Below are 15,879 nucleotides of genomic sequence, written 5' to 3' on the forward strand. Positions count from 1 at the left end.
CGCGGTTCCCGTCCGGCCAGTAATCTGTGGCAGGAAATATCGACATCCCCCGGCACCGGGCCGCCACCCGGGGCTCCGAAAGAGGCAGCCATCAGCGAGTTCGGGCCCGCGCGCGCGGCCCTCGCCGACACCTACGTGGGCGAGGACGCGGTGCTGACCTACGCCCGGGCGCAGTCCGCGCGGACCGGGATAAGGGCGATCGGGCCGAGCGGCGGGGCGTGCCTGCGGCTGCTGGCCGCCGCGCTCGACGCCAAGGCGGTGGCCGAGATCGGCACCGGGACGGGCGTCTCCGGGGTCTACCTGCTGCGCGGGATGCGGCCGGACGGCGTGCTGACCACGGTCGACTCGGAGCCGGTGCGCCAGCAGCTGGCGCGCGAGGCGTACCAGGCAGCCGGGTTCGCGGCCAACCGCTCGCGGTTCATACCGGGCCGGGCGCTGGAGGTGCTGCCGCGGCTCGCGGACGGCCAGTACGACCTGGTGTTCTGCGACGGCGATCCGGCCGAGTCGCGGGAGTACCTGCTGGAGGCGCTGCGGCTGCTGCGGCCTGGCGGGATGGTCTGCTTCGAGGGCGTCTTCCAGGAGGGCCGGCTCGCCGAGCCGGACCTGCAGGACCCGCAGACCGGCGCCGTGCGCGACCTCGTGCAGGCGGTGCGGGAGAGCGACGCGCTGCTGCCCGCGCTGCTGCCGGTCTCGGACGGGCTGCTCTGCGCCGTCAAGCGCTGACGGGCCCTCCGCGGAGAACGCGCGGGCCCGGGCCGACGTGACGTCGTGCCCGGGCCCGGCGGTACGTCTCCAGGAGACGGCGAGCACCCGCTGCGGTCAGCCGGTGACCTTCTTCAGGGCATCGCCCAGGGCCTCGGCCTCGTCAGGCGTGAGCTCCACCACGAGGCGTCCGCCGCCTTCGAGCGGAACGCGCATGATGATGCCCCGCCCCTCTTTGGTGACTTCGAGCGGGCCGTCACCCGTCCGCGGCTTCATGGCCGCCATGCTCGTTCCCCTTCCTGCAACCGCTCAGCTACGCACCGGCAGTCCGTCCACCGCCGGTATCGAACGCATTGATCGGAAGCCATTATCCCGCATGCCACGGCCTGATGACCAACATCACTCTCGGTGCATCCATGGCCGGACCGGTCCCAACCATCGCAATTCGCGTCATAAGCCCCGGCGTGGCGGCGGTTCGGGCACCACCGGAAGGTGCGATACCTCACACTCCCCATGCGGCCCCGCGCTCCGGCATCCTGGCTCCCGACCGATCATCGCGGCTCACGCGCCGTTCTCGCCCGAGGGAGCCCTCGCCCATGTCCGATTCCGTGCTGTACGAGCTGGACGGCGGCCTCGCCGTCGTCACCATCAACCGTCCGGAGGCGATGAACGCCCTGGACGTCGCGACCAAGGTCGCGCTGCGCGACACCATGGCCGAGGCGGCCGCCGACCCGGCCGTGCGGGCGGTGCTGCTGACCGGGGCGGGCGAGCGCGCCTTCTGCGTCGGGCAGGACCTGAACGAGCACCTGACGCTGCTGAAGCGGGCCGAGGAGACCGGCGAGGGCGCGCTGCGCACCGTCGCCGAGCACTACAACCCGCTGGTGCGGGCGCTGGCCGGGATGCGCAAGCCGACCGTGGCGGCGGTCGGCGGCGTGGCGGCCGGGGCGGGCGCCTCCCTCGCCTTCGCCTGCGACTTCCGGATCCTGTCCGACCGGGCGGGCTTCAACACCGCCTTCGCCGGGATCGGCCTGACCGCCGACTCCGGCGCGTCGTGGACGCTGCCGCGGCTGGTCGGGCACGCGAAGGCCACCGAGCTGCTGATGCTGCCGCGGACGGTCAAGGCCGCCGAGGCGATGGAGCTGGGCCTGGCCACCAAGGTGGTCGCGGCCGAGGAACTCGCCGCCACCGCCCGGGTGTTCGCCCGCGAGCTGGCCGAGGGCCCGACCGTCGCGTACGGCGCCATCAAGGAGTCGCTGGCCTACGGCGCCTCCCACTCGCTGGACGAACTCCTCGACAAGGAGGACGAGTTGCAGACGCTGGCCGGGGACAGCGAGGACCACCGGATCGCGGTCCGCGCCTTCATCGCCAAGGAGAAGCCGAAGTACCTCGGGCGCTAGCGCCGTTGGCCTTCCCGGGCCCTCCCAGGCCCTCCCAGGCCTTCCTACGCCTTCCGGCCGCCGCGGACGTGGCAGTCCGCCAGGTGGTCGTCGACCAGCCCGCAGGCCTGCATCAGGGCGTAGGCGGTGGTCGGGCCGACGAACCGGAAGCCGGCCTTCTTCAGTGCCTTCGCCAGCGCCGTCGACTCGGGCGTGACGGCCGGCACCTCGCCGAGCGTGCGGGGGGCCGGCCGGTCCGGGGCCGGGGCGAAGCCCCAGATCAGGGCGTCCAGCCCGCCGTCCAGCTCGCGGGCGACCTTCGCGTTGGCGATCGTCGCCTCGATCTTGGCCCGGTTGCGGATGATGCCGGCGTCGGCGAGCAGCCGCTCCCGGTCGGCCTCGCCGAACTCGGCGACCCGGGCGATCTCGAAGCCGGCGAACGCGGCCCGGAAGCCCTCGCGCCGGCGCAGGATGGTCAGCCAGGACAGGCCGGACTGGAAGGCCTCCAGGCTGACCCGCTCGAACAGCGCGTCGTCGCCGTGCACCGGCCGGCCCCACTCGGTGTCGTGGTAGACCCGGTAGTCGTCGGTCGACTCGCCCCAGCCGCAGCGGCGCAGGCCGTCCGCGCCGAGCACCGCGCCGTCGGCGGGCGCGCTCACTGGTCGGCCGCCGGCTCGGCGTCCTCGATCCCGTCCGCGGGCGCCTTGGTGAGGGCGACGGCGGGCTCGACGACCTTCGCGAACGCCTCCAGGCCCGGCAGCGGGTCGGCGAGGGTGTCCGGGTGGCCGGTCGCCTCGACGGTGCCGCGCACGTGGGCGGCGGCCTCCAGTTCGGCGATCCGCGCGTCGCGGTAGGCGAGTTCGGCGCCGAGGCGGTCGAGCACGTCGTCCACCTCGTCCATCCGGTAGCCGCGCAGGGCCATCGGCAGGCGCAGTTCGTCGACGTCCGTCTTGCCCAGCGGACGGTCCTGCGGCAGCCGCGCGGCGATGCGGTCGGGCACCGCCTCCGGCATCGAGCCGCCCCCGCCGAGCGCCACCAGCGCGGCGCCGCCGACCACCACGGCCATGGCGACCACGATCACCCAGAACACGAGCTTTCCTCCCGAACTCCCGGTCGGCCCTCTTCGCGGGGCCCGGGCGGAGTGGTGCCCGGGATCGAACCGATCATGACAGCATGGTTCCCAGTGAGGCCGGGGGCCATCATCGCACCCGCAGCAGCTGTGGAGGAGACATCGGTGGCACTGCGCCTGGGACCGCGCGAATTCGGTGACGACGAGCTGGTGATCATGGCGATCGTCAACCGGACTCCGGACTCGTTCTTCGACAAGGGCGCCACCTTCGCCGACGAGGCCGCGTTCGCCGCCGCCGACCGGGCGATGGCCGAGGGCGCCGCGATCCTGGACATCGGCGGGGTCAAGGCCGGGCCGGGCGACGAGGTGACGGTCGAGGAGGAGCTGCGGCGCACCGTGCCGTTCGTGGCGGAGCTGCGCAAGCGCCACCCCGAGGCGGTGATCAGCGTGGACACCTGGCGGCACGAGGTCGGCGAGGCGGTCTGCGAGGTGGGCGCGGACCTGCTGAACGACGCCTGGGGCGGGGTGGACCCGAAGCTCGCCGAGGTCGCCGCCCGGCACGACGTCGGCCTGGTGTGCACCCACGCGGGCGGCGCCGAGCCGCGCACCCGCCCGCACCGGGCCGGGTACGAGGACGTGATGGCGGACATCCTGCGGGTGACGGTCGGGCTGGCCGAGCGGGCGGTGGAGCTCGGCGTGCGGCGCGACGCGGTGGTCATCGACCCGGGGCACGACTTCGGGAAGAACACCCGGCACTCGCTGGAGGCCACCCGGCGGCTGCCGGAGATGACCGCCACCGGCTTCCCGGTGCTGGTCTCGCTCTCCAACAAGGACTTCGTCGGCGAGACCCTGGACCGGCCGGTGAACGAGCGGCTGCTCGGCACGCTGGCCACCACGGCGGTCTCGGCCTGGCTGGGCGCGCAGGTGTACCGGGTGCACCAGGTCGCGGAGACCCGCCAGGTGCTGGACATGGTCGCCTCGATCCGGGGCACCCGCCCCCCGGCGGTCGCCCGCCGGGGGCTCGCCTGAGCGGTCAGATCTCTCCGACGGGCCGGCGGGCGTCGGCGAGGATCTTCATGACCTCGTCGATCTCGTCGGTGATGTGGAACAGCTCCAGGTCGTGCGGGGCCGCCTTGCCCTGCGCGACCAGGGTGTCCTTCAGCCACTCGTAGAGGCCGCCCCAGTAGGCGCTGCCGAAGAGGATCACCGGGAAGCGGGTGACCTTCTTCGTCTGGACCAGGGTGAGCGCCTCGAACAGCTCGTCCAGCGTGCCGAGTCCGCCGGGCAGGACCACGAAGCCCTGCGCGTACTTCACGAACATCGTCTTGCGGACGAAGAAGTAACGGAAGTTCAGCCCGAGGTCGACGAACTCGTTGAGCCCCTGCTCGAAGGGCAGCTCGATGCCGAGCCCGACGCTGAGGCCGCCGGCCTCGGTGGCGCCGCGGTTGGCGGCTTCCATCGCGCCGGGGCCGCCGCCGGTGATCACCGCGTAGCCGGCCTCGGCGAGGGCCCGGCCGATGGCCACGCCGGCCTCGTACTCGGGCGAGTCGGCCGGGGTCCGGGCGGAGCCGAAAACGCTGATCGCGGGCGGGAGTTCGGCGAGGGCGCCGAAGCCCTCGACGAACTCGGAGGTGATCCGCAGCACCCGCCACGGATCGGTGTGCAGCCAGTCGGTCGGGCCGGTGGTGTCCAGCAGGCGCTGGTCCGTGGTGCTCGTGCCGACCTGGTCCCGGCGCACCAGCACCGGGCCCTTCTGCTTCTCGGGCCAGGCCTTCTTCGTCCGGGGCGCGCCGACCTGCTCGGGCCCGTGTCCGTAGTGCTTGTCGTCTCCTGTGCCTGTCATGACGAAACCCTACGCCGACCTTCCCCCGATTTCAGGCAACGGGGGAAGGTCGGTTGGGCAACCGGAAGGTGGCGTTCACCAGCCGATCGGATCAGCTGCCGGACGCCGTCCGGGTCAGCTGGTCAGCCAGCCCCGCAGCCGCTCCTCGGTCTCGGCGATGGCGCTCAGCGAGCACCACTCGTCGCGCTTGTGCGCGAGGTCCGGCTCGCCGGGGCCGTAGTTGACCGCCGGGACGCCGAGCGCGCTGAACCGGGCGACGTCCGTCCAGCCGAACTTGGCCCGGGCGCGGCCGCCGGTGGCCTCCAGGAAGGCCCGGGCGGCGGGCTGGGCGAGGCCGGGCAGCGCGCCCGCGGCGAAGTCGGTCACGGTCAGCTCGAAGCCGTCGAAGACCTCGCGCACGTGCTTCTCCGCCTCGGCCTCGCTGCGGTCCGGCGCGTAGCGGAAGTTGATGGTGATCACGCACTCGTCCGGGATCACGTTGCCGGCCACGCCGCCGTCGATCCGCACCGCGTTCAGGCCCTCGTGGTACTCCAGGCCGTCGATCTCCACCCGGCGCGCCTCGTAGTTCGCCAGCCGGGTCAGCGCCTCGGCGGCGCGGTGGATGGCGTTGTCGCCGAGCCAGCTGCGGGCCGCGTGGGCGCGCACGCCGGTGAACCGGATCTGTGCCCGCAGGGTGCCCTGGCAGCCGCCCTCGACCATCGCGCCGGTGGGCTCCATCAGCACCGCGAAGTCGGCCGCCAGCCAGTCCGGGTGGTCCTTGACGAGGTGGCCGAGGCCGTTGCGGTGGGCCTCCACCTCCTCGCAGTCGTAGAACACGTAGGTGAGGTCGCGGTTGGGCTCGGTCAGCGAGGCGGCCAGGCGCAGCGCGACGGCGACGCCGGACTTCATGTCCGAGGTGCCGCAGCCGTAGAGCCGGTCGCCGTCGACGTACGAGGGCAGGTTGTCCGCGATCGGCACGGTGTCCAGGTGGCCGGCGAGCACGACCCGCTCGGAGCGGCCGAGGTTCGTCCGGGCGACCACGTTGTTGCCGTGGCGGTCCACGGTGAGGTGCGGGTAGCCGCGCAGTGCGGCCTCGACGACGTCGGCGAGCGCCTGCTCGTCGCCGCTCACCGAGGGGAAGTCGACGATCCGGGCGGTCAGCGCGCCGCCGTCGAGAGTGAGGTCCAGGGGCGTCGGGTTCGGGTCGCTCATGGCGGCCAGCCTAGGGCCTGTCTCTTGGATCCTTGCCGGGACCGCGACGCCAGGGCACGCACCTCGCCGCGTTGTCGTCGGTCGCCAATGGCCCCCAGCCTTCGGCCGGGAGGTGCCCCCACCGCAGTGGCTCCCTCCTCCGCCTTGCGATGCACGCACCCTGACGCCGCGGCCTGGTCCGACAAAATCCAAGAGACAGACCCAGAGCTCCCGATGTGCGCTCCCCGTGGTCGCGCTGTGACACAGCTCGGGCACGGAACGGCAACCGTCGGCGCCGCACACCCGTCCGAGTGGGTACGGTGTCGGATCAAGGACAAGGCGCGAGAGGGGCGACGGTGGCCAGGAAGAGGAGCAGCGAGGAGCTGGGCGAGGACGGCGAGGAGTTCGAGCCCGCCGTCCGCCGCGGTCCGCTGCGCGCCCTGCTGTCCGTACTGGTCGGCCTGCTCGGCCTCGCGCTGATCGCGGGGCTGGCGGTGGCCAGCATCTGGTGGTTCGGCTTCAAGCAGGGCGAGGACGAGGGCTGCCGGGTGAAGACCGCCACCGGCGAGGGCACCCTGGAGCTGCCGCAGGCGGCCAACGCCGCGACCATCGCGGCGGTGGCGCACGCCCGCAACCTGCCGGACCGGGCGACGGCGATCTCGCTGGCCACGGCCATGCAGGAGTCGAAGCTGCGCAACCTCGCGGGCGGCGACCGGGACTCGCTCGGCCTGTTCCAGCAGCGCCCGTCGATGGGCTGGGGCACCGCGGCGCAGATCGCCGACCCGGTGTACGCGACCAACAAGTTCCTGGACGGCCTGGTCAAGGTGCCCGGCTACACCCGGCTGCCGCTGACCGACGCCGCGCAGGCGGTGCAGAAGAGCGGCTACCCGCAGGCGTACGCCAAGCACGAGACCAAGGCGACGCTGCTGACCAGCGCGCTGGCCGGGCGCGAGCCCGCCTCGTTCTCCTGCGTCGTGCACGACTACGCCAAGCCGGACCTGGCGGACACCCCCTCCCCCACCGCGGGCGCGCCGACCGCCGGGGCCTCCGCGCCCGCGGCCGCGCCGCCGGACCGGGCGCAGGTGCTGTCCGACCGGGTGCGCCGGGAGTTCGGCCGCACGGTGACCCCGGCGACGGGCTACACCTCGACGATCAAGGGCGCGGAGAACGCCGTCTCGCTGACCCCGGACCCGGCCGCGGCCGCGCTGACCTCGGCGACGGACGGCGGCAGCGGCGTCGACGGCGGGGTGGACGCCGAGCGGGCGGGCGGCTGGCAGGTCGCGCACTGGGCGGTCGCGCAGGCGCAGCAGCTGGGCATCGCGACGGTCGCCTACGACGGCAGGATCTGGCGCAAGGACCAGTCGGAGGACGGCTGGCAGTCGCAGTCCTCGGGGACCTCGACCAAGCTCGTCCAGGTCACCCTGGCCCCGTCCGGGAAAAGCTGACGCACTGGCGTTCGGGTTGCCGCCGGACGGGTGATTTCGGTCAACCCCGGTGGACCTGGCACCCGTTCCGGCCGACCCGGGTGGAGAACCGTCACTCCCCTTGGCCGGGGCGCGCTCCGGGCTGCCGCGGGCCCGCCGGAACGCCCCCCGGTAGCGGTCATACGATCTGACGGTAGGTCTGACAGTTTCCTTGCTCCGGCCGAAACCTTCTGGCTTCTCAAGCGGTAACAACCTCGTCCGCCCGGTCGTCCACGCCCGGTCGTCCTCCCGGCGGACGGGACGGACCCAGACCCCTTCGAGGAGCCCCATGTCTCACCCCCTCACGCGCCGGATCGCCCAGGCCGCGCTCGTCGTGGCGGCCGGAGCCACCCCGCTGATCGCGGCCGGCTCAGCGTCCGCCCTGGGCGGGGACGCCCTGCTGCCCAAGAGCGACCTCGCGGCGCCGCTGGGCCAGCTGACCAACACCGACACCGGTTCGACCCTGCAGCACACCACCCACCAGCTGGGCCAGGCCGCCGGCACCACCGGCGCGGCCACCGTCGCCGCGGGCGTGCCCGCCTCCGCCGACGCCGCGGGCAGCATCGTCGCCCACCAGCTGCCCGAGGCCAACGAGAAGGCCAGCTCGGTCACCGCCCCGGTGGACCAGACCGCCGCCACCACCGGCCAGCTCGCCCACGTCACCCCCAAGGTCGCCTCCGCCCTGGCCGACAAGCTCGGCGAGGCCGTCACCGGCAAGGCCATGGGCACCCGCAGCGCCGCCGCCAGCCCGGTCGGCGGGCTCGCCCAGACCGGCAGCGTCGCGCAGGGCCTGCCCGGCGCGGACAAGCTCTCCGGCGCCGTCCCCAGCACCAACGCCGTCACCGACGCGCTGCCGCTGGGCTCGGTGGAGCGCGCGCTGCCGCTCGGCTCGGTCGAGCACGCCGTGCCCGGCGGCCTGCCCGGCACCGACGTCCTCGGCCTGGCGGAGCACGGCTCGGCCAACCGCCTGGGCGGCGCCGACCTCGGCCCGAACAACCCGCTCTCCGGTCTCACCGGCGCGCTCGGCCCGGTCGGCGGCCTGCTGCACGGCGTGAACGGCGGCAGCATCAGCGGCCTGCCGCTGTAGGCCGCGGCGGCCGCCGGCCCGGCGGCCGCGGTGCCCGGCAACGGGCGAGGGGTCGGTGTTCGGACGCGAACACCGGCCCCTCGTCGTGCCGTTCCCGGCGGCGGGCCCGCTCGAAGGGCCCTGGCGCCTGTCCTCGACCTCCCGCGGGCGGGAGGTCGAGGACAGGCCCTAGCGTGCCGCGTTCAGCCGGGCCACGGCCGAGGCGACCCGCTCGTCGGTCGCGGTGAACGCGACCCGCACGAACCGCTCGCCGGCCGGCCCGTAGAAGTCACCGGGCGCCACCAGGATGCCCAGCGCGGCCAGTTCGGCCACCGTCTCCCAGCACGGCCGGTCCTGGGTCGCCCACAGGTACAGGCTCGCCTCGGAGTGCTCGATCCGGAAGCCGTACGCCTCCAGCGCGGAGCGCAGCGCCGAGCGCCGGGCCGCGTACCGCTCGCGCTGCTCGGCGACGTGCGCGTCGTCCGCCAGCGCGGCGACGGTCGCCGCCTGGACGGGCGCCGGCACGATCATGCCGCCGTGCTTGCGCACCTCCAGCAGCTCCTTGACCACCACCGGGTCGCCCGCCACGAAGGAGGCGCGGTAGCCGGCCAGGTTGGAGCGCTTGGAGAGCGAGTGGACGGCCAGCAGGCCCTCGTGGCCGCCGCCGCAGACGTCCGGGCGCAGCACGGAGACCGGCTCGGCCTCCCAGCCCAGCTCCAGGTAGCACTCGTCGCTGACCAGCAGCGCGCCGTGCTCCCGGGCCCACGCGACGGCGCGGCGCAGCTCGTCCGCGCCGAGCACCCGACCGGTCGGGTTGGACGGCGAGTTCACCCAGAGCAGGCGCACCCGGGAGCCGTCCAGCTCGTCCACCGAGTCGTACTCGACCGGCTCGGCGCCGCACAGCCGCGCGCCCACCTCGTAGGTCGGGTAGGCCAGCCGCGGGTAGGCGACCTGGTCGCCCGGGCCGAGGCCGAGCTGGGTCGGCAGCCAGGCCACCAGCTCCTTGGAGCCGACCGTCGGGAGGACGGCCTGCGGGCCGATCTCGGCGCCCGTCCGGCGGTGCAGCCAGCCGGCGATCGCCTCGCGCAGCTCCAGCGGGCCCCACACGGTCGGGTAGCCGGGGGTGTCGGTGTGCGCGGCCAGCGCCTTCTGGATCACCTCGGGGACCGGGTCCACCGGGGTGCCCACGGAGAAGTCGCACAGCCCCTCGGGGTGGGCGAGCGCGGTGGCCTTGTACGGCTCCAGCTTGTCCCAGGGGAACACGGGGAGCTTGTCGGAAACGCGGCGCGCCGCTCCCGGGTGGCCCGGGAACGGCGCGCGCGTGCTGTTCTCTGTGCTCACAGCTCGATTGCCACCGATCGTCAGTGGTCGGCGTTCTGCGGCGGCAGAGCGGCGATGAAGGGGTGGTCCCGCTCGATCAGGCCCAGCTTCGAGGCGCCACCGGGCGAACCCAGGTCGTCGAAGAACTCGACGTTCGCCTTGTAGTAGTCCTTCCACTCCTCCGGAGTGTCGTCCTCGTAGAAGATCGCCTCGACCGGGCAGACCGGCTCGCACGCGCCACAGTCGACACACTCATCCGGGTGGATGTAGAGCGATCGCTCGCCCTCGTAGATGCAGTCAACCGGGCACTCTTCGATGCACGCCTTGTCCTTGACGTCGACACAAGGCTGCGCGATGACGTAGGTCACGCTGTCGTTCCTCCTCGGAAGGGCCGTGGCGGCCCGTTCTGTTCTACTCGCGTGCGCGGTGAGCGCGGCGTCGTCGATGCCCGCCCCTAGTATCGCGGGTCGGAGACCGCGAATGCACAGGAGGTGGCCAGATGATCGTGGACGGGCCGGTCGAGCGGCGTCCAGAGGTCCGGATAGACCGCTCTGACGTGGGCCGACGGGTCTCCGTCCGGCGACTTTCGGAATTCGTGGACGAACGTCCGGTGTTCCGGGATTCGATCGGTGTGCTCACATCGTGGGACGATCAGGGGCTTACCGTCGTCCCCCGGACCGGTGAGCCGGTCTCCTTCCCCGAGCGGCTGCTGGTCGCCGGCAAAACCGTACCGCTGTTCCCCGCGCGACGTGCCCCGCTGCCCGCCGCCACGCCCGTCGAGCTGCAGCGGATCGCCGGGCGCGGCTGGCCCGCCGTCGAGAACGAGGCGCTCGGCGCGTGGACGCTGCGCGCCTCCGCCGGGTTCACCCGCCGGGCCAACTCCGTCCAGGCGCTCGGCGACCCCGGGCTGCCGCTGCCGCGGGCGCTGGACGCCGTCCGGGACTGGTACGCGGCACGCGGGCTGCCCGCCTACGTCGAGGTCGTCACGCCCGGCTCGCCCGACGACCTGCGGGCCGAACTCGACCGGCTCGGCGCCGGGTACGCGCCCACCCTGGTGCGCACCGCCCCGCTGGCCGGCCTCGCCCGGATCGGCGGCGGGCACGACCGGGTACGGCTGGCGCGCACCGCCGGGCCCGACTGGATGTCCGTGTACCGCCGGGTCGGCGCGGACGAGGCGCTGGAGGAGGCCGCCCGGCAGGTGCTGCACGGCGGGCCGTCCGTCTGGTTCGCCCACGTGCCCGGCGCCCCCGGGCAGCCGCCGCTGGCCATCGGACGCTGCGTCATCGACGGCCCCTGGGCGTGCTTCGGCGCCATCGAGGTCCAGCCGCACGCCCGGCGGGCCGGGCTGGCCACCGCGGTCATGGCGGTGCTCGCGGCGCGCGCCGCCGAGGAGGGCGCGAGCGGCGCGTACCTGCAGGTCGAGGCGGGGAACGACGGTGCGATCGCGCTCTATGACGGACTCGGCTTCACGACCAGTCACACTTACCACTACGCCCTGATCCCTCATGGGTAGTACGACCCGCTTGTCCGTTTGTCCGTCCGTCGCACGAAGGCCGCCGTCGTCACCGTGACCGAGCAGAGCAGAGACCGCTTCCGGACCGCCGCCCGCGCCGAGCAGCCCGACCCGGTGCTGCTCTGCCTGCTCGCCGCCGCCGAACACCCTCCGACGCCCGAACCCGGGCCGGCCGCCGGGCCGGACCGGCCCGGCGTCGACCTGGACGCCCTGCTGGCCGCCTGCGAGGCCGCGCTCGACCGGCTCGCGGCCGCCGTCCGGCGCGCCGTCGCCGAACGGCGGCCGACCGGGCCCGAGGAGACCGCCGCCCTGCTCGCCGCCGTCCTCGGCGGGCGGGAACGCTTCCACGGGCGGCAGTCCGACTACCGGCGGCTGGAGTCCTCGCTGCTGCCCGACGTGCTGCGGCGGCGGCGCGGACTGCCGATCATGCTCTCGCTGGTGTGGACGGCGGTCGGGCGGCGGGCCGGACTGACCGTCCACGGCATCGCGCTGCCCGGGCACTTCATCGTCGCGGTCGGCGGAGGCGGTTCCACCGGCCCCACCGGCCCCACTGGCGCGGCCGGCGGCGAGGAGTACGTGCTCGCCGACCCCTTCCACGGCGGGCGGCTGCTCGACCCGGCCGACGTCGAGCACCTGGTGGCCGCAGCCGGGCACGGGTTCACCCCCGCCCTGCTCACCCCGGCCGCCCCGCTCGACATCGTGCTGCGGGTGCTCGGCAACATCCGCGCCTGGGCCGCCGACCGGCCCGAGCACGCCCGCACCCAGCTCTGGGCCACCGAACTCGCCCTGCTGCTCCCCCGCCACCCCGCCCAGCTTCGCCTCGAACGCGCCGAACTCCTCGTCCGGATGGGCGACTTCCTCGGCGGCTCGGCCGAGATGGACGACTACGCGCAGATCCTCGACGCCTTCGACCCGGACGCGGCGGCGAAGGTCCGGCAGGAGGCCCGGGCGGCCCGGCACCGGCTCAACTGACCGCGCCCTACAGCCAGCCCTTCTCCCGGGCGATCCGCACCGCCTCGGCACGGTTGCGGGCCTCGGTCTTCTGGATCGCCATCGACAGGTAGTTGCGGACCGTCCCCTCCGACAGGTGCAACCGCCCGGCGATGTCCGCGTTCACCGCGCCGTCCGCCGCCGCGCCCAGCACGTCCCGCTCGCGCGGCGTCAGCGGGTTCGCCCCCTCGGCCAGCGCGGCCGCCGCCAGCGCCGGGTCGATCACCCGCTCGCCGCGCAGCACCCGGCGGATCGCCTCCGCCAGTTCGGACGCGGGCGCGTCCTTCACCAGGAAGGCGTCCGCCCCCGACTCCATCGCGCGGCGCAGGTACCCCGGGCGGCCGAAGGTCGTCGCGATCACCACCTTGGTGCGCGGCGCGCTGCGGCGCAGCTCGGCCGCCGCCTCGATGCCCGTCATCCCCGGCATCTCGATGTCCAGCACGGCGACCTGCACGTCGTTCGCCAGCGCCGCCGCCACCACCTCGTCCCCGCGCCCGACCTGCGCGACGACGTCGATGTCCCCCTCCAGCCCGAGCAGCGCCGCCAGCGCCTCCCGGACCATCCCCTGATCCTCGGCCAGCAGCACGCGGATCACGGAGCCGTTCTCGTTCTCGCTCATGGCCACGACCATAGAGGGGCACGGCGCTTGAGTCTCCCGTAGGGGGAGACGCCAAGGTGGAACCCATGGACGGCACCGAACCCCTCTACACGATCGGCGACCTGGCCCGGCGCACCGGACTCACCGTCAAGGCCATCCGGTTCTACGCCGACACCGGCCTCGTGCCGCCCACCGACCGCAACCCCGCCGGCTACCGGCTCTACGACGTCCACGCGCTCGCCCGGCTGGACCTCGTCCGCACCCTGCGCGACCTCGGCCTCGACCTGCCCGCCGTCCGGCGGGTACTGGAGCGCGAGGCCCCGCTGTCCGAGGTCGCGGCGGCGCACGCCGAGGCGCTGGAGGTGCAGATCCGCACCCTGCGGCTGCGCCGGGCCGTCCTGCTCGCCGTCGCCGGGCGCGGCTCCACCCCCGAGGAGATGAGACTCATGCACAAGCTCGCCAAGCTCTCCGACGCCGAACGCCGGCGCCTGGTCCACGACTTCATCGACGAGGCCTTCGGCGGCCTGGACGCCAACCCCGAGTTCGTCGCCATGATGCGCGGCGCGATGCCCGAACTGCCCGACGAGCCACGGCCGGAGCAGGTGGAGGCCTGGGTCGAGCTGGGCGAACTCGTCCAGGACCCGGACTTCCGGGCCGCCGTCCGGCGGATGGCCGAGCACCAGGCCGCCGAACGGGCCTCGGGGGACACGAGCGGCCTGCACCACGCGCTCACCACGACCGTCCGTACCGTGGTGGGCGAGGCCCTGGCCGCCGGCATCTCCCCCGGCTCCCCCGCCGCCGCCCGCGTCCTGGACGACCTCACCGCCGCCTACGCCGAGACCTTCGGCCGCCCCGACGACACCGAGCTGCGCCGCTGGCTCCTCGGCCGCCTCGAAACCGCCGACGACCCGCGTGCCGAGCGCTACTGGCAGCTGCTCGCCACCGTCAACGGCTGGCCGGTACCGGAGAGCCTGGCCGAGGTATTCCAGTGGTTCACGGAGGCGCTGCGGGCCACAATCCCCTCGTGCTGACCATCGAACGCCTCCGCCCCGACCACGCCGACGCCCTGCTCGCCTTCGAGTCGGCCAACCGCGCCTGGTTCACCCGCACCATCCCGGACCGCGGCGACGCCTACTTCGCCGAGTTCCCCGCCCGCCATGCCGCCCAACTCGCCGAACAGGCCGAGGGCATCTGCCACTTCCACGTCATCCTCTCGGAGGGCACCCTCGTCGGCCGCATCAACCTCATCGACGCCATCGACGGAACCGCCGAACTCGGCTACCGCCTGGCCGAATCCGCCACCGGCCGAGGCCTCGCCAAGGCCGCCGTGGCCCAGATCTGCCACCTCGCCGCCACCACCTACGCCCTGACCGCCCTCACCGCCCGGACCACGCTGGACAACCCGGCCTCGATGGCGGTCCTCACCCACAACGCCTTCACGCCCGTCGAGGAGTTCCTCCTCGACGGGCGCCCCGCCCTGCACTACCGCCGCGACCTGGCTTAGCACCGGTCAGCCCTGCACGCCGGGCTCCGCCGGGGCGGCGGCCGGGCGGAGCGGGACGGTGGCGCGCAGGCGGAAGCCGCGGCCCTGGGGGCCGGGGCCGGTGGTCAGGCGGCCGTCGACCAGGGCGAGGCGTTCCTCCAGGCCGGAGAGGCCGTTGCCGGGCTGGGACTTGCCGGGGCCGGGTCCGTTGTCGGCGATCTCCAGGACGGCGTGGCGTTCGCCGTCCGCCTCCCAGGTCTCGTCGGCCGTCACGGTGCAGACGGTGGCGCCCTCGCCGTGCCGGACGATGTTGGTGACGGCCTCGCGCAGCGCCCAGGCCAGGGCGCCGGCCTCCTCGTTGGCGAGGGTGGGCCAGGTGTCGGCCAGGTCGGGCGCGACCTCCAGGCGGACCTGCGCGGCGCCCAACGCGGTACGGGCGGCGGCGAGCTCGACCGGCAGGGTGGGGCGCCGGAAGCCCGTGACCGCCTCCCGGACGTCGATCAGCGACTGCCGCGCGACCTGTTCGATGTCGGCGACCTGCGCCCGCGCCGCCTCGTCCTTGCCGGCGTCCATGAACCGCCCGGCCAGCTCGCTCTTCAGCGTGATCAGCGACAGCGAGTGCCCGAGCAGGTCGTGCAGGTCCCGGGCGAGCCGCAACCGCTCCTCGGAGGCGGCCAGGTGGGCGACGGCCGCGCGGGCCTCGCGCAGTTCCTGCATGGTGGCGACCAGCCGCTGCAGGCCGGTCATCGCGACGCCGGAGAGGAAGGCGCTGAGGGCGAAGGTGGAGATGTTGTCGTTCCCGGCGTGGATGAGCACGCCGGTCACGACGGTGAGCGCGGCCATGCCCGCGAGCGCGCGCAGCGCGTAGCGCGCCGGCGTGATGATCGCGACGCACACGGCGGCGTAGATGAACAGGGTCAGGAAGGCGCCGCCGAGAACGAAGGAGGCGGCGACCGCGAGCACGATCATGGTCGCGACGATCACCTGGCAGGCCCGCGGCTTCATCCCCGCCTGCGAGCGGAAGATCACCAGCAGGACGTAGGCGGACACGAACACCGCCAGGCAGCACCAGCCGAACACCTGACCGGCCGGGCTGTGGTCCTCGTTCAGCAGGTTGCCCGCCGGGTAGGCCAGGTAGAGCATCCACAACAGCATCCAGGCGACCTTGACCAGCAGCTGCCGCCGGGTCTCCACCGGGGAGCCGGGGGCGGTCATGAACGACGCACGCGCCAGACCCACCTGCATGTGGTCGTCGGTGCGGTGGGTCCGGCGCGTGTCACTCATGT

The 15,879-nt window shown here is 73.9% G+C and carries 18 protein-coding genes; 9 read left to right on the forward strand and 9 right to left on the reverse strand.

Annotation, left to right across the window (positions count from 1 at the left end):
* The first annotated feature begins 90 nt into the window (after positions 1 to 90).
* Positions 91 to 723, forward strand: coding sequence for an O-methyltransferase (locus ACPC54_RS14080; protein ID WP_498964941.1), 633 nt, complete (start codon positions 91 to 93; stop codon positions 721 to 723).
* 96 nt (positions 724 to 819) lie between these two features.
* On the opposite strand, the gene ACPC54_RS14085 is transcribed toward ACPC54_RS14080, so the two are convergent.
* The gene (locus ACPC54_RS14085) at positions 820 to 987 is read right to left on the reverse strand and encodes a DUF3117 domain-containing protein (RefSeq protein ID WP_363652766.1); all 168 of its coding nucleotides are present in this window, start codon (positions 985 to 987) and stop codon (positions 820 to 822) included.
* A 311-nt stretch (positions 988 to 1,298) separates the two neighbouring features.
* On the opposite strand from ACPC54_RS14085, the gene ACPC54_RS14090 reads away from it, so the two are divergent.
* Positions 1,299 to 2,099, forward strand: a complete 801-nt coding sequence (locus tag ACPC54_RS14090) for an enoyl-CoA hydratase-related protein (protein WP_498964703.1) — start codon at positions 1,299 to 1,301, stop codon at positions 2,097 to 2,099.
* A gap of 44 nt (positions 2,100 to 2,143) precedes the next feature.
* Here the strand turns inward: ACPC54_RS14090 and ACPC54_RS14095 are convergent, their stop codons facing one another.
* Entirely contained in the window at positions 2,144 to 2,737 is a 594-nt protein-coding gene (locus tag ACPC54_RS14095; RefSeq protein WP_498964705.1) for a DNA-3-methyladenine glycosylase I, read from the reverse strand.
* Positions 2,734 to 3,168: a DivIVA domain-containing protein gene (locus tag ACPC54_RS14100; protein WP_498964707.1), complete on the reverse strand. Its 435-nt coding sequence runs from the start codon at positions 3,166 to 3,168 to the stop codon at positions 2,734 to 2,736. The genes ACPC54_RS14095 and ACPC54_RS14100 overlap by 4 nt, the downstream gene beginning before the upstream one ends.
* A 195-nt stretch (positions 3,169 to 3,363) precedes the next feature.
* Between ACPC54_RS14100 and folP the strand changes: the two genes are divergently transcribed.
* Positions 3,364 to 4,176, forward strand: a complete 813-nt coding sequence (gene folP / locus ACPC54_RS14105; protein ID WP_498964943.1) for a dihydropteroate synthase — start codon at positions 3,364 to 3,366, stop codon at positions 4,174 to 4,176.
* Between the two features lie 4 nt (positions 4,177 to 4,180).
* Here the strand turns inward: folP and ACPC54_RS14110 are convergent, their stop codons facing one another.
* Positions 4,181 to 4,990, reverse strand: coding sequence for an LOG family protein (locus ACPC54_RS14110; protein WP_498964708.1), 810 nt, complete (start codon positions 4,988 to 4,990; stop codon positions 4,181 to 4,183).
* A 114-nt stretch (positions 4,991 to 5,104) separates the two neighbouring features.
* Entirely contained in the window at positions 5,105 to 6,181 is a 1,077-nt protein-coding gene (gene dapE / locus ACPC54_RS14115; RefSeq protein ID WP_498964710.1) for a succinyl-diaminopimelate desuccinylase, read from the reverse strand.
* Between the two features lie 335 nt (positions 6,182 to 6,516).
* Here dapE and ACPC54_RS14120 point away from each other — a divergent pair, with 335 nt between their 5' ends.
* Together ACPC54_RS14120 and ACPC54_RS14125 are read left to right on the forward strand one after the other, a co-directional pair.
* Positions 6,517 to 7,605: a VldE C-terminal domain-containing protein gene (locus ACPC54_RS14120; RefSeq protein ID WP_498964712.1), complete on the forward strand. Its 1,089-nt coding sequence runs from the start codon at positions 6,517 to 6,519 to the stop codon at positions 7,603 to 7,605.
* A 307-nt stretch (positions 7,606 to 7,912) separates the two neighbouring features.
* On the forward strand, positions 7,913 to 8,710 hold the full coding sequence (locus ACPC54_RS14125) for a hypothetical protein (RefSeq protein ID WP_498964714.1): 798 nt from the start codon (positions 7,913 to 7,915) through the stop codon (positions 8,708 to 8,710).
* A 168-nt stretch (positions 8,711 to 8,878) separates the two neighbouring features.
* Here ACPC54_RS14125 and dapC read toward each other — a convergent pair whose 3' ends face one another.
* Both dapC and fdxA read right to left on the reverse strand, forming a co-directional pair.
* The gene (gene dapC, locus ACPC54_RS14130) at positions 8,879 to 10,030 is read right to left on the reverse strand and encodes a succinyldiaminopimelate transaminase (RefSeq protein ID WP_498964716.1); all 1,152 of its coding nucleotides are present in this window, start codon (positions 10,028 to 10,030) and stop codon (positions 8,879 to 8,881) included.
* Positions 10,031 to 10,050: 20 nt separating this feature from the next.
* The gene (gene fdxA, locus ACPC54_RS14135) at positions 10,051 to 10,377 is read right to left on the reverse strand and encodes a ferredoxin (RefSeq protein WP_030061559.1); all 327 of its coding nucleotides are present in this window, start codon (positions 10,375 to 10,377) and stop codon (positions 10,051 to 10,053) included.
* A gap of 131 nt (positions 10,378 to 10,508) precedes the next feature.
* On the opposite strand from fdxA, the gene ACPC54_RS14140 reads away from it, so the two are divergent.
* Entirely contained in the window at positions 10,509 to 11,522 is a 1,014-nt protein-coding gene (locus ACPC54_RS14140; RefSeq protein WP_498964719.1) for a GNAT family N-acetyltransferase, read from the forward strand.
* Positions 11,523 to 11,540: 18 nt separating this feature from the next.
* Positions 11,541 to 12,494, forward strand: coding sequence for a transglutaminase family protein (locus ACPC54_RS14145; RefSeq protein WP_498964721.1), 954 nt, complete (start codon positions 11,541 to 11,543; stop codon positions 12,492 to 12,494).
* Positions 12,495 to 12,501: 7 nt separating this feature from the next.
* On the opposite strand, the gene ACPC54_RS14150 is transcribed toward ACPC54_RS14145, so the two are convergent.
* Entirely contained in the window at positions 12,502 to 13,131 is a 630-nt protein-coding gene (locus tag ACPC54_RS14150; RefSeq protein WP_498964723.1) for a response regulator, read from the reverse strand.
* A 65-nt stretch (positions 13,132 to 13,196) separates the two neighbouring features.
* On the opposite strand from ACPC54_RS14150, the gene ACPC54_RS14155 reads away from it, so the two are divergent.
* Entirely contained in the window at positions 13,197 to 14,141 is a 945-nt protein-coding gene (locus ACPC54_RS14155; RefSeq protein ID WP_498964725.1) for a MerR family transcriptional regulator, read from the forward strand.
* Positions 14,135 to 14,614 (forward strand): GNAT family N-acetyltransferase, encoded by a 480-nt coding sequence (locus ACPC54_RS14160; RefSeq protein WP_498964727.1) that lies wholly within the window; start codon positions 14,135 to 14,137, stop codon positions 14,612 to 14,614. The genes ACPC54_RS14155 and ACPC54_RS14160 overlap by 7 nt, the downstream gene beginning before the upstream one ends.
* Positions 14,615 to 14,620: 6 nt before the next feature.
* Here the strand turns inward: ACPC54_RS14160 and ACPC54_RS14165 are convergent, their stop codons facing one another.
* Positions 14,621 to 15,877, reverse strand: a complete 1,257-nt coding sequence (locus tag ACPC54_RS14165; RefSeq protein ID WP_498964729.1) for a sensor histidine kinase — start codon at positions 15,875 to 15,877, stop codon at positions 14,621 to 14,623.
* Positions 15,878 to 15,879: the final 2 nt, after the last annotated feature.

The sequence above is a fragment of the Kitasatospora sp. NPDC094028 genome (assembly GCF_049543595.1).
GTDB lineage: Bacteria > Actinomycetota > Actinomycetes > Streptomycetales > Streptomycetaceae > Kitasatospora.

Excerpts from the sequence above, each read along its gene's own strand:
- ACPC54_RS14085 (WP_363652766.1), bottom strand. The coding sequence starts at position 987 with ATGGCGGCCATGAAGCCGCGGACGGGTGACGGCCCGCTCGAAGTCACC.
- ACPC54_RS14090 (WP_498964703.1), top strand. The coding sequence starts at position 1,299 with ATGTCCGATTCCGTGCTGTACGAGCTGGACGGCGGCCTCGCCGTCGTC.
- folP (WP_498964943.1), top strand. The coding sequence starts at position 3,364 with ATGGCGATCGTCAACCGGACTCCGGACTCGTTCTTCGACAAGGGCGCC.
- ACPC54_RS14110 (WP_498964708.1), bottom strand. The coding sequence starts at position 4,990 with ATGACAGGCACAGGAGACGACAAGCACTACGGACACGGGCCCGAGCAG.
- dapE (WP_498964710.1), bottom strand. The coding sequence starts at position 6,181 with ATGAGCGACCCGAACCCGACGCCCCTGGACCTCACTCTCGACGGCGGC.
- ACPC54_RS14125 (WP_498964714.1), top strand. The coding sequence starts at position 7,913 with ATGTCTCACCCCCTCACGCGCCGGATCGCCCAGGCCGCGCTCGTCGTG.
- ACPC54_RS14140 (WP_498964719.1), top strand. The coding sequence starts at position 10,509 with ATGATCGTGGACGGGCCGGTCGAGCGGCGTCCAGAGGTCCGGATAGAC.
- ACPC54_RS14150 (WP_498964723.1), bottom strand. The coding sequence starts at position 13,131 with ATGAGCGAGAACGAGAACGGCTCCGTGATCCGCGTGCTGCTGGCCGAG.
- ACPC54_RS14155 (WP_498964725.1), top strand. The coding sequence starts at position 13,197 with ATGGACGGCACCGAACCCCTCTACACGATCGGCGACCTGGCCCGGCGC.
- ACPC54_RS14165 (WP_498964729.1), bottom strand. The coding sequence starts at position 15,877 with ATGAGTGACACGCGCCGGACCCACCGCACCGACGACCACATGCAGGTG.